Genomic DNA, 13027 nt, shown 5'->3' on the forward strand with positions numbered 1-13027 from the left:
TATCCGTTGATCAAGTCCTCGAACGCGTCGGGATTGTTCCCACTCGCTGTCACATCTCCGGCAGGCCGGCCTTTCGGAAACCGTCGACAAAGTGGTCTCGTACGGATGCATCGCGCAGCGGCTGGGAGCTCAGCCAATGGCCAATGGTGAAATGAGGGTGGGCGATCAGGAACAATTCGGCTTCTCGCCGCGCCTCCTCACGGTGGCCCAATTGCCCAAGCGTAGCCGCCAGGAATTTGCGTGAGTTGGTACGATACGTGTCTTTCCTGCGGAGTGTAGCGGTTGCCGCCTCATAATCACGCGCGGCGTATTGCGCCTGTCCAAGATGACAAAGATACCAGCAGGCTGGATAGGGATTGAGCCGCAGAGCTTTTTCGATCTGCGCCAGTCCGTCGGCAACCCTGCCGTCCAGCACGGAAATGTCCGACATGGCGGCCCAGGTGTCGGCGTGGTTGGGGTCCAGCTCCAGGGCCTTGGCGAAGGCGGCCTCTGATTCCTCCCATCGCCGCTCATAAGCCAAAATGGTCCCCAGAACGTAACGGCAGCCGGCATCGTTGGGATCCAGCTCGACCGCCTTCTGCGCTGACGTCGCCGCCATCCGGCGGTTGGGATCTTCGGGCTCGCCGAAATGAGCCCAGGCAAGCCAACGGTTATAGGCGAGCAGACCGAGCGCCTCGGCATATGATGGCTCGAGCTTAACCGCGCGCTGGAGCAGCATATAGGCCTCACGCTCAGTTTGCGGCGACTCTTCCGTCAGGAGGCGGGCGCGCACACACAGATCGTACGCCTCAAAGTTCTTCGGCCGATTGCGCGGCGTCGGGATGGTCAGCCGGCCGACGAGGGCTTCGACAATCTTGGCGTTAACTTCATCCTGTAACTCGAAAACATCTTCCAGCGTCCTGTCAAACCTCTCGGCCCACAAGTGCTGGCCGGCAAGCGTGTCGACCAATTGGGCATTGATGCGGACACGTCCCATGGCGCGTCTGGCGCTCCCCTCCAGGACATAGCGGACGCCGAGTTCCTGGGCGACCAGCTTTACGTCGACCGGCTTGCCCTTGTAGCCGTACACGGAATTGCGCGCGATGACGAACAGGCCAGCCGTACGGGAAAGGTCGGTGATCAGATCTTCGGTCAAGCCGTCGACGAAAGGCGCGTCCGCTTCATCCCCACTCATATTCGTGAACGGCAAGACAGCGATCGAGGGACATTCGGGCAGCGGCAATATGCTCTGCAGCGCATCCGGCCAATGCCACACGTGGATCGGGCGCGTCAGGTTCTTCAGGTAGCGTTCGCCTGCATCAAAGAACCGGTCGCTAATCTTGCCGACGATCTCGCCGTGAACATTGGCTGAAATGCAGATACCTCCTGGTGCGGCCTGCGTCTCCAAGCGCGCCGCGACATTGACGCCGTCGCCGAGGACGTCTGAACCATCGTCAATGACATCTCCCAGATTGACGCCTACACGCAAAAGTAGGCGTCGATCTCCGGAAGCCTCGACAGTCGTGGTGGCCCGTTGCATTTCCAGCGCGGCTTCGACTGCGTCCACCGCGCTACCGAATTCGATTAGGAAGCCGTCGCCCATGACCTTGAAGATGCGACCGTTGTGGCGCGTCACAGCCGGCTCGATAACGCCAGAACGGAGTTCTCTGAGGTTCGCCAGCGTTGCGACTTCATCAGCCTCCATCAGGCGTGAATATCCCACCACATCGGCAACGACGATGGCAGCGAGACGACGCTGAAGAAATTGATCCGTCATGTGAGGACAAGCCCAACGACCAAATTAGCAAGTTATTGTTCAACTGCGGGTGAGTCAACAAGCCGTAAGAGGTAATGTCCAGGCGATCTCCACCTCCATCGAGCCGTCATCCTTCTTTGTGACCGACGGCGTCGCGGCGGACGACACGGAAATGAGTATCCACGGAAAGGGACGGTTCTTGAACGTCTGGCGATAGGTGGCGAGCGGTCGCATCGACTCGCGACGACAGAGTAGTAGGCAGGGAGGGAGCGCCCCACTATCGCGCAGAAGCCTTAGAGAGCGGGCTTTCTGGGATGATAGAGTGGACAATGTCCCCTAGTTGCCCCAGCCAATTTGGAACCGATCAAATCGAATCTCGCTCAACGGTTGGTTGGAGGGGCCCAGCTTTACCGAACGAAGAACGAGATGAAGCTCGGGGGAATAGTATTGTTCGAAAATGATCGGCGGCAATTCCGTCAGTTCCAGACGGCTGTTGATGGCCCAGACTTTGTAGGAACAAGATGCAATCGTTTCCTCTCCCAAGCCGTCGAACCTCATGAAAGTCGTGCCCGAAACGGATTTTTTGCCATTGATGAAAAGCGTGGTGTCGGATTGCCAGTTCTTCTTCTGCGGTAGATCGTCTAACGCAATCGCATTCGCGTATTTCAGCTCATGCATCCCGCTGGCACTCACTCTCTTTTCGACGAGCAAGGGGTGCAAATATACAGCCGAGACCGGCTGCAACGAACCGTCGCGCTCCATCAGCCGTTGTTCGGTGAGACCCGGGCCGTCCGGCTTGTAGAATACGGAATAGAAAGGCGCCTCTCTGGTCAGCAGGACGCCCTGTTTGGTCTCATTGGCGGTTAAGCAATTGCCAAAGGCTGGTACCGCCAATGTTATTCCAACCAGTAGCGATAAACTTCTTAGCAAGATCGACATCCTAGATTCCCCTCATCCAACTCCGTATCATGGTGCTTGGGTGAAATTGGGGAAATCTAGTCTAAGTCGTCGGCCCGGGGCTCGCCCACAGCCTGACCGAACTTGACCTGATGACCTGCCATGAGAATTCGCTTGACGATTCGAACGCCTTCGCGCCGCATGCCAATACCTGCACCGAAAACATGGTGGCCTGGTTTGATACGATCACCAGCATAGAAAACACCGGCGCGACCGAAACCAACGGCGCCGACTGGGCCGCGGCAATCAAGGCGAACAACAACCAGCACCCCGATCACGATACCAGCTCATGGGCGGTGAGGGGACGTGACGACTGAGTCCAGTTCCGGCGGCTGCCGGTGCGGTGCTGGCGTTGCCGCGAAAAGCCGTCGTGCCGGGAGCAACGACAGCAACGACTTACTTTCAAGACGCTACACGGAGGGTGCCTGACGAACTGCTTTTCAGCCGCCTCGTGCCTCGACGCAGTTCGTCAGCTTCCGGCCTATAACGTTGAAAAATTTGTAGTTGGTTGTCCGGTTTTAAGCGATCATCCGCAAGCGCCGGCTCTCGCGTCCTTGTCAAATATGTATCGTCCTGAGGTTTCGTCAGCGCAGCGGTCAATATGATCGTTGGCGTCAAACAGTCCCTTCACGATCATACAAACGCTAACGAGCACGCCAAATCCTACTGCCGCTGCAATATATTTAAAAGCTCGGCGCATTTTGTTCCCGATGCACATCGCTGTCAGCGCGAAACGATATCTAAGTGCAGGCGGATCGCGCAAGCTCTCGCTTAGGCTGTGCACATCCTCCTGCGCCCGCGATGACTGCGCGGCATCCTCCCGCGCCCTCATGCTGAGGTGCGCAGCCCGCAGGGCGGAGCCTCGAAGCACGCCGCGACGCTGCTTCTTGCATTTGCCCAAGCTTGACGTTTGCAGGCTCTCCAGCGAGTTCCTAAAGCTGACGTGCTGCAGACTGGCGCAGTTGAGCAGTATCCTGGCCTCCTTCGGAGGCCGAGTTGAGGTTGGCGCCGGCACTTGTCACCGCTTCACAAACCGATAGGCGAAGCGATCGGTCTCGCCCTTGATCGAGGGATCGAGACGCATTCGCTCTCGGCTATTTCACAAGTCTGCTTAAATCCGCTTCGCAGCTCGAAGGCTGCAATCGCCACTGTGGAGCAAGCCAGCAGCAATGAAATCCAGGTCCGAAATCCTCTGCGCATGATGCATGCAGATATGAGCATTGCTGCACACGGTGTTATTGTGATCAACGCCAGCGACGTCATCTGCCGCCTTTCACATCCTGATTTGAGGTCTGCAATATCGCCAGATGCATCTATGGGCACAAGCGTATTTCAGCACGCATGTCCGTTTGAGGTTGCTGTGACTCGGGGGTGAGAAGCTCGAACGTTACGATGAGCACTTCGATCCCCACCGCACCAATTCATTCACCATACCCAGACACCCACCGTAAACGCTAATCTCACAACCCACCGAACAACCCGCCCGAACAGCCTCATTTGCCACCCATCCGCCCTACCCATTTCAACCTTCCTTAAGCGCCCACTGCTTAACGTGCCCCTCAAATCGAGGGCCTATTCCATGTTTACCGTTCTGACGTGCATCACCGAGCAGCATGATCTCACGCTGGTCGGGCTTGCGGGTTTGATCTGCTTTCTCGCAAGCCATTGCACGCTCGTTCTGCTCAATCGGGCGACATTGTCCGAGGGCGCGGTTCGCTGGGTGTGGCTGGTGACGGCGGGGGCGGCGGGCGGTTTTGGCATCTGGGCCACGCATTTCATCGCCATGCTGGCATACGATTCCGGCGTCGTCGTCGGTTACCATGCCGGATTGACGCTGGTCTCGCTGCTGGTCGCGATCGTGGCGACGACGGCGGCGGTTGCCGCCAAGATCGCCTATGACAGATGGGTGGCGAACGTCCTGGCGGGCGTGCTCTTCGGCGTGGGTATCTGGTCTATGCATTTCACCGGCATGCTGGCCATCGAATTCCCCGGTGAGATCTCGTGGAATGCGGGCTACGTGACGGCCTCGGTCGTTCTCGGCGTTGCCTTTTCGATCGCTGCCTTTCGATTTGCCGGCCGGAGCGGCCGGTCGACTTTCGGCAGGCTGGTGCCGACGGTTTTGCTGACGCTCGGCGTCGTCGCCCTGCATTTCACCGCAATGGCAGGGGTGACGGTCATTCCGGGCATCACCGCGCTCGATCCCGCCACGCTTCTTTCACCGGCACTGATGGCGGTGACGATCGCCGCCGTCACTTTTTCGCTGCTGGCGGCCGGGTTTGCGGCCGCTATTTTCGCCGTGCGTTGGCAGGCCAAGACCGCCAGGGCGGAGCGCAACTTCAAGCTCCTGGTGCAGGGGGTGACCGATTACGCGATCTATATGCTCGATCCGGATGGAAAGGTCAGCAATTGGAATGCCGGCGCGGAGCGCGCCAAGGGCTATAGAGCCGATGAGATCGTCGGCAAGGATTTCTCATTGTTCTATTCGGAGGAAGACCGCCGCAAAGGCCTGCCGCAGCAGGCGCTTCAGACCGCCCGCACTGAAGGTAAGTTCGAGGCCCAGGGGTGGCGTTATCGCAAGGACGGCTCCTCCTTCTGGGCTCATGTCGTCATTGACGCGATCTATGACGAGACCGGCCAACTGATCGGCTATGTGAAGATTACCAAGGACACCAGCAAGCAGAAGGCGGATGCCGACCGGATCGAGGAGATCACCCGCAATCTCGACGTCGCGCTCGAGAATATGGGGCAAGGCATCTGCATGTTCGACAGGGACGAGCGCCTGGTGCTTTGCAACAAGCGCTATCTCGAGATCTTCCGGTTTCCCGAAGGATCGGTGCGTCCCGGCATGGGCTACCAACAGATCGTCGACGTCGGCTATTCCGCCCATGCGGAGGATGCCGCAGAGGCATCCGTGCAGGCCGAGGCGCATTATATCAGGAACATGGCACTGATCAGATCAGGCGCCGGCAGCGCGGTTCACAAATATCCGAGCGGCATATCCATCCAGCAGAACGTCAACATGCTGCCCAATGGCGGCTGGGTCGTCACCTTCGAAGACATCACCGATCGCCTGAAATCCGAGGAGCAGGTCGCCTTCCTTGCCAAGCATGACGGCCTGACCGGCATGCCGAACCGGCTGCAGTTCGGCGAGAGCGTCTCTGAGGAAATGATGATCGCCGACCGGGTGAGGGGCAACGTCGCCGTCATCGGCATCGACCTCGACAAGTTCAAGGAGATCAACGATCAGCACGGGCACGGCACCGGCGACAAGGTGCTCGTCGAGCTGGCGCGGCGTCTCGACGAGGCGCGGCAGGAGGGCGAGTTCATCGCCCGGTTCGGAGGAGACGAGTTCGCCGCGACCAAGCGCTTCGATGAGCTGAGCGCCCTGCACGATTTCATCGCGCGGCTGGAAGGCGCGCTCGCGGGGACGGTTTCCATCGACGGCTTCGAGATCAAGACCGGCGCCAGCCTCGGCGTGGCGATCTATCCGAGCGACGCCGCAAGCGTCGACGGGCTTCTCGCCAATGCCGACCTTGCGATGTACCGCGCCAAACAATCCTTGCTGCAGAGGGTCTGCTTCTACGAGGCTGCCATGGACGAGCATGCGCGCCGCCGCCGCTCGCTCGCCAAGGACCTCTGGGCCTCGATTGATCGCAGCCAGCTGCATCTGCACTATCAGGTGCAGAAATCGGTGCGAACGGGCGAGATCACCGGCTACGAGGTTCTGCTGCGCTGGCGGCATCACGAACGCGGCAACATCCCGCCGATGGATTTCATCGGCCTGGCCGAGGAATGCGGCGCGATCCTGCCGATCGGCGAATGGGTGCTGCGGGAAGCGTGCCGGGAGGCGGCGAGCTGGAACAACAGCTACAAAATCGCCGTCAACCTGTCGCCGATCCAGCTCGGCCATTCCGATATGGCGGCCGTCATATCAGACATCCTCTCGGAAACCGGTCTGAATGCCCGGCGTCTCGAAATCGAAATCACCGAAAGCTCGATCATCGTCGACAAGGACAAGGCCTTGCGGACGATGCGGCAGATCAAGGCGCTCGGCGTGTCGATCGCAATCGACGACTTCGGCACCGGCTATTCGTCGCTGGAGACGCTACGCTCCTTTCCCTTCGACAAGATCAAACTCGACAAGAGCTTCATGGCCGAGGTCGAAACCAGCCCCCAGTCAAAGGCGATCGTCAGAGCCATCCTGGCACTCGGCCGCAGCCTGGAGGTGCCGGTGCTGGCCGAAGGCGTGGAAACGCAGGCGCAGCTCGACACGCTCTTGGAAGAACAGTGCGACGAGGCGCAGGGTTATTTACTCGGAAAGCCCCAGGCGATGGGCGAGCCGGCGGTTGAGAGGGCGGCTTGAAGCGGCGTCCGGAGGGACAGGATTTTGGGTTTGACAGACGCCTGTCCGGTTCGCACCGATAACTGCCTCTCACCCTAACCCTCTCCCCGTAAACGGGGCGAGGGGACGTGCCCTGCGAGAGGTGGGAGGGGAACTGAGAGGCCCCTTCGCCCCGTTTACGGGGGTCCGAAGGGACGGGTCGAGACGCGTGGCTCGACCCCGGTCGGTGGCGGCAGCCGGATGAGGGGCAGCCCTCGCGGAGGTCTCAGACCGTGTTCTACACCCGAAATTGCTCAAAAAAATAGAGCATTTCCGCTACTTAGACAAAGACGGAAATGCTCTCGTAGTTTAGTGCGGAGCGCCACCACTGGGCGCTTCGCACCGCCTGCACCTCACTAGCGGCTATTCATCGAGAGTCGCCGGAGCGGCGTTCTCAAGCGAGGTGCGGATTTGATCGATCTTTCCATTCGCGTCGCCAACACCGAGAATGGTCTTGGCTTCGTCCAGAACGGCGGGGCTGACCTGACCGGTTTTCGTTGCCGAAGCCAATGCATCCTCGAGCGCCTCATCCCCCAACAAAGGGTCATCGGCTGCGGGCTCGATTCCATTGTCGAGTTCATACTGGGCATAAGCCACGGCATAGGCCGAAATGGCAGTCATGCGTGGGTCCGATGTGTGCATCAACGCCCTGTAGTTCCGCTTCAAGGAGTTAAGGCCTGCAAGCTGCGCCGACAGGTTCTTTTCTTTGGTGCTGGTTTTAGTCTCGCCTGCTTTCGCGGACTTGGACTTGCCCGCCGCCTCGCCAGATTTGCCTCTCACGCCTTGAGAGTTGGAGTTGCCGTGGGTCGAACCGCTGCCTTGGTTGCCGCTGCCATGGCTGCCGCTGTTTCCATTGCCGCCGCCATGACCGCCGCCATTGCCTCCGCCATTTCCACCACCATTGCCGCCGCCGTTTCCGCCGTCCTTTGCCAGTGCGGCCGAGTCGAGCCCGGCAATCGTTAACGGGCTTGCTGCAAGCGCCAGCGAAAGCACGGCCAGGGACGCTAAGGTTGCTATCCGCATCGTTGTTCTCCGTATCAGACCGTCAGGAGCCGTGCAGGGCACGACGTGAGCAGATATGAAAGATTAGACGGTGATCGCGCATCGCACATCGGACCGAGGTCCAGTGCATAGCCCCGGCTATGGTCCTACACGGCCTGAATTGCTTAACGTTTCGTTTCTTTGCTGTCCTGGCCGCTATAGTCTGTAGGGACATCGCCAATGGCCCGATGAGATCAAGGCAAGGACTGCCTCGGGGGGCCTGCGTCCGGGCGTGACGGTGCAAGATGTGGCTGATCGCTACGGCCTGAAGCCGAACCACCACCTGTCATCGTGGCGAACGCTGGCGTGCTAGCGGCCATCGTCGCGGCCAATCTGGTGGTTCGAAACGAGGATCGAGAGGGAAAGGAGGTATGTGCTACACCGTACCCGATGTTGTCGGCCCACGTTGTCTTCTGTCGCTTGATCTTTGATCGACATTCCATGGACGAGTGACAAGGAGTTTCTCCATGAGACTACGTTGGAGGTTCTAACGACGCGGCGGAGCCGACGTGAGGTGCATCGCCAATGGCCGGATGAGGTCAAGGCGCGGATTGTGTCAGAGCTTGCGACCGGGGCAACCCAAGGAGAATAGGGGATGGGATGAACCATCAACGTATGCGGTTAGGCCCGCCAATGGAACGCGTGTCAGCCATCGGCAGTTGAGACTTCCGACGCGTTTAGCTCGGCAGGTATTCATGGCTCCATGAGACGCTGGCCGATCCCGACGTGATCAACATCTCTATCTCGCTTTCGCTGTAGCCCACCTCCGACAATACCTTTGCCGTCGACGCTCCGTATTTTTCGGCGGGAGCCAACGAAGTTACCGTCGCCTGCGTCGACCTCACGGCGAGCGGATCAAGTTGTGTCACTGTGTGACCGCTGGGATGATCGGGGAAGATCGAGAACGAATAACTGCCGCGGTCCGTCCCCGGCGTGCCGTCGGCAACGCGCGCACTGCGGCTCCGGATGCTCTCGATATTATCGCAGAGCGATACGCCGATGCCAGCGGCGATAAGGCGCTGATGCCAGGTTTCGGCGGGTCGGGTGGCGAACGCATCGGTCAGATAAGTCTCACGGTCGCCTGGAGCCAGCAGAGGCAAGCGCGTCAATCCCTGTACGCCCGAGAACCCGGGGAGGTCGTCTTCAGTTGCGGCCAAGAGAATCGAGCCGCCATCCTGCGTCTCGTAGACCCGCGCGAGCGCATTGAACCCTCTCGTCGCGCGTCCTGAAGGCTCGTCGAACGGCCTGCGGCCCTCATAGTCATAGCAGAATGGAATCTGCGCCAAACCCGTCAGTGCTGAAAGCGAAGTCCTGGGACGTCCGATGACGCCGGTTCTTGACTTCTGGTAGAGCGCTGCGGCCACGCCGAGCGCTGCACCAAAGCCGCACATGACATCGATCGTGCCGACATGAGCGTGTTCCTCGGGCGTCTGCATCGAACCGCCGAACCGCAGCATGATGCCGGTTGCTGCCTGCACTAGGTCGTCATAGCCGAGATAGTTGGTGCGCGGTCCGGTGCGGACGCCCCGAAGCAATCGAGCTGGCAGAAGATCGCCTGTGGATTGAGGGCCTTCAAGCCCTCAACGTCGAGGCCCATGGCGTTGACCTGCCGGTCGGTCGCGTTCCAGACGACGACGTCTACGGACTTCACCAGCTTTTCGAAAGCGACCCGTCCATCAGGCGAGCTGATATTCAGCAGTGCGGATTGTTTGCCGCGCATATGCGACATGCCGAAGATCACCGTGTTCCAGCAGTCGTAGAGTGGCTTGGCCGGATCGATCTTGATGACCTCCGCGCCGAAGCGGGCGAGATAGGCGACAGAATGCGGTCCGGCGATGACGTTGCAAAGATCGAGGACTTTGACGCCATCCAGCCATCCGCCAGCAGGACCTACTGCCGGCAAAGGCAATTCTGGGGCCTTTATCGTCCGCAGTTTTGCCAATGCGTCGGCAACGCTTCCCCAGGCGCGCGGCGCTGGGCTGAGCATGGCCTCGGCGCTTTCCTGCAGCCAGGCCATCGGTCCCGGCTGGGTCATGCTGCCAAGAACGGGGTCTTCGACCTCGATCATCAGTCCCGCCGCCTTGGCATGGTCGCCGGCGATCCATTCCTGCAGCCATCGCTGCGGCGCACCGGGGAACAGGCCCTCACCGAACACGCGCTCCCATTCGGCTGAAGTCTTTGTCAGGAAGATTTGCTTCATTCGGCCGGCGATCTTGTCGGCCCAGAATTTTGGCAATGGATAGACACCGAGCGAGACGTCGGATGACCATGCGGCGACGGGGAGATAGGTATCCTCTTCCTCGCGAAGTCCTTCCTCGACCAGTTCGTCATAGATGCCAAGCGTCTGCAGGCAGCGCTTGGCGTGGTTCTTGTGGCTCGGGCAAACGACGTAGAACATCCGGCCATCGCTGCACAGGAAGCTGCGATAGAACGGATCGAGGAATTCCTGAAGGTCGTCATAGGACATGTCCATCGGCAGGCCTTCGGTGCGGCGGCGCTCGATCTCCTGTTCGCGCTGGGTCTGGTAGCGCACAGGGTAATCGTCGATCTTGATCGAATTATAGGACAGGCCCTCCATGACTGCGGCGGCGAGCGGAACCTCGATGTGATCGCCATGGCCGGTCTTCTCGCGCGACTGCAGGGCAAAGACCGCGGCGGAAGCCGCCAGCATGGTGCCGTAGGCGGATGCCAGCGGCAGGGGCGAAAAGGACGGATTGATACCCATCAGTACTCGGTTCAGGCCCATGTCGGTGAATACGCCGGAAGAAGCGGCAATGACGGTCTCAAAGGCCCGCCAGTCGCGGCGCAACCGATCGTTCGAAGCAAAGCCGGGGATCGAGACGCTGATCATTTCCGGCCGGGCCGCGCGCAACGCTTCGAAGTCGATGCCGAGCCGGGCCAAGACGCCCGGCCGGAAATTCTCGATGACGATGTCGGCCTCGGCGACCAACGCATTGGCCTCTTCCGCTCCAGCCTTGGTCTTCAGGTCGATCGCCACGATCAGCTTGTTGCGGTTGAGGATCGCGTTGGCCGGATTGTCCCAGAGCGGACCCGATGGTGGATCGATATGCACGACGGTCGCACCGAGATCGCCAAGGATCATGGCAACGGCCGGGCCGGCGATATACTGGCCGAAGTCAACGACCCGAACGCCCGAGAGCGGCAATGCGGAACGCGAAATCGATGTCATTGTGTGATCCTCCGAAATGCTCTTGTTCTTAGGCGCGCTTTTGCGCGTCGCTGATGATCCAGCCGGCTGCCTTCTCGGCGATCATCATCGTCGGGGCGCTGGTATTTCCGCTGGTGATGGTCGGCATCACGCTGGCATCGACGACCCTGAGGCCATCGATACCCCGGACGCGCAGCCGGCTGTCGACCACGGCCATATTATCGTCATCGCGGCCCATTCTCGCGGTCCCGACGGGATGAAAGATGGTGTTGGCAATGTCGCCGGCCAGCTTTGCCAGATCGCCATCGCTCTGGAATTCGACCCCCGGCTTCCACTCGACAGGCTGGTATCTCGCAAGCGCCGGCTGGCTGACGATCGACCTGATCTGGCGGATACTGTCTGCGGCGATCCTGCGGTCCTCATCCGTGCTCAGATAGTTCGGTGCGATCGCAGGCGCTTCACCACGGCGATTGGAACGGACCTGAACACTGCCGCGACTTGAAGGATTGAGATTGCAGACACTTGCCGTGAACGCCGGAACCGCATGCAAGGGTTCGCCGAAGGCGTCGAGGCTGAGCGGCTGAACGTGATATTCGAGATTGGCATGCGCTCGGCCGGGGTCGGAGCGCGTGAAAGCCCCGAGTTGTGAGGGCGACATGCTCATTGGTCCGCTGCGCTTGATGGCATATTCAAGACCGATCCTGGCCTTGCCGATCAGGCTGTTTGCCAGCGTGTTCAGCGTCTTTACGTCACTGACCTTGAACACGGCGCGGATTTGCAGGTGGTCCTGCAGGTTCTGGCCGACGCCGGGGAGATCTTGTTTGACTTCGATGTCTGCCGCCTTCAGCACTTCCGCCGGACCGATGCCTGACAACTGCATGATCTGCGGCGTGCCGATAGCCCCGGCCGAGAGGATGACTTCGCGCTCGGCCCGAACGGACATGCGTTGGTTCCGGCGATAGAGAGATAGGCCGACGCAACGTTTGCGCCCATCGGGAGCCGTCTCGACGATCAGCTTGTCGACTTCGGCTTCTGTCCAGATCGACAGGTTGCGGCGATTGCGGATCGGGCGAAGAAAAGCCTTCGACGTATTCCAGCGCCATCCGGATTTCTGGTTGACCTCGAAATAGCCGACGCCTTCATTGTCGCCGCTGTTGAAGTCGGACGAACGTGGGATGCCAGCCTGCACCGCTGCGTCGGCGAAGGATTCGAGGATGTCCCATCTGAGACGTTGCTTCTCGATCCGCCATTCGCCACCATGGCCATGCATGTCGGAAAATCGGCTATTGTCACCCGTGACAGGATCAGCACCTCCATCGAGGCGGTAATGGTCCTCGTGCGCCTTGAAATCCGGCAGCGATTTTTCCCAGGACCATTCGCTGTCACCCGTTTGAGCGGCCCAGCTATCATAATCGCGCGACTGGCCGCGCATGTAGATCATGCCGTTGATCGACGAGCAGCCCCCGAGCGTTTTGCCGCGCGGATAACGCAGGGAACGCCCGTTGAGGCCGGCTTCCGGTTCAGTCTTGTAGAGCCAATCGGTGCGCGGATTGCCGATGCAATAGAGATAGCCGACGGGGATGTGAATCCAGGGGTAGTTGTCCTTCTTCCCTGCCTCGATGAGCAGCACGCGCTTGGAAAGGTCGCGGCTCAGCCGGTTGGCCAGCAGGCACCCGGCCGAGCCAGCGCCGACGATGATGTAATCGTAGATGTGTGCATCTGTCGGGGAGCCGGTGGTCATCAC

5 protein-coding genes and 3 pseudogenes are annotated in these 13027 nt (G+C 60.1%); 3 read left to right on the forward strand and 5 right to left on the reverse strand.

The genetic code is table 11. From position 1 onward, the window contains the following. Positions 1 to 49: 49 nt before the first annotated feature. Positions 50 to 1756 carry an adenylate/guanylate cyclase domain-containing protein gene (locus HJB84_RS20680; protein WP_221116745.1) on the reverse strand — a complete coding sequence of 569 codons (1707 nt, stop codon included), beginning with the start codon at positions 1754 to 1756 and terminating at the stop codon, positions 50 to 52. Between the two features lie 315 nt (positions 1757 to 2071). Continuing rightward, positions 2072 to 2674: a hypothetical protein gene (locus HJB84_RS20685; protein WP_221116746.1), complete on the reverse strand. Its 603-nt coding sequence runs from the start codon at positions 2672 to 2674 to the stop codon at positions 2072 to 2074. 128 nt (positions 2675 to 2802) lie between these two features. Here HJB84_RS20685 and HJB84_RS20690 point away from each other — a divergent pair. Beyond that, positions 2803 to 3009, forward strand: a pseudogene (locus HJB84_RS20690) (GFA family protein); the annotation flags it as partial. A gap of 1262 nt (positions 3010 to 4271) precedes the next feature. Then, positions 4272 to 7055, forward strand: coding sequence for an EAL domain-containing protein (locus tag HJB84_RS20695; RefSeq protein WP_221116747.1), 2784 nt, complete (start codon positions 4272 to 4274; stop codon positions 7053 to 7055). 381 nt (positions 7056 to 7436) lie between these two features. Here HJB84_RS20695 and HJB84_RS20700 read toward each other — a convergent pair whose 3' ends face one another. Further along, positions 7437 to 8096, reverse strand: coding sequence for a hypothetical protein (locus tag HJB84_RS20700; protein ID WP_221116748.1), 660 nt, complete (start codon positions 8094 to 8096; stop codon positions 7437 to 7439). 205 nt (positions 8097 to 8301) lie between these two features. On the opposite strand from HJB84_RS20700, the pseudogene HJB84_RS34130 reads away from it, so the two are divergent. Continuing rightward, positions 8302 to 8427, forward strand: a pseudogene (locus tag HJB84_RS34130) (hypothetical protein); the annotation flags it as partial. Between the two features lie 364 nt (positions 8428 to 8791). Here the strand turns inward: HJB84_RS34130 and HJB84_RS20710 are convergent. Next, positions 8792 to 11304: pseudogene (locus HJB84_RS20710) on the reverse strand (CoA transferase). Between the two features lie 28 nt (positions 11305 to 11332). Beyond that, positions 11333 to 13024 carry a GMC family oxidoreductase gene (locus HJB84_RS20715; RefSeq protein WP_221116749.1) on the reverse strand — a complete coding sequence of 564 codons (1692 nt, stop codon included), beginning with the start codon at positions 13022 to 13024 and terminating at the stop codon, positions 11333 to 11335. Between the last annotated feature and the right edge of the window lie 3 nt (positions 13025 to 13027).

Origin of the sequence: Rhizobium sp. NZLR1b (genome assembly GCF_019685155.1) — a bacterium.
Classification (GTDB): Bacteria; Pseudomonadota; Alphaproteobacteria; order Rhizobiales; family Rhizobiaceae; genus Rhizobium.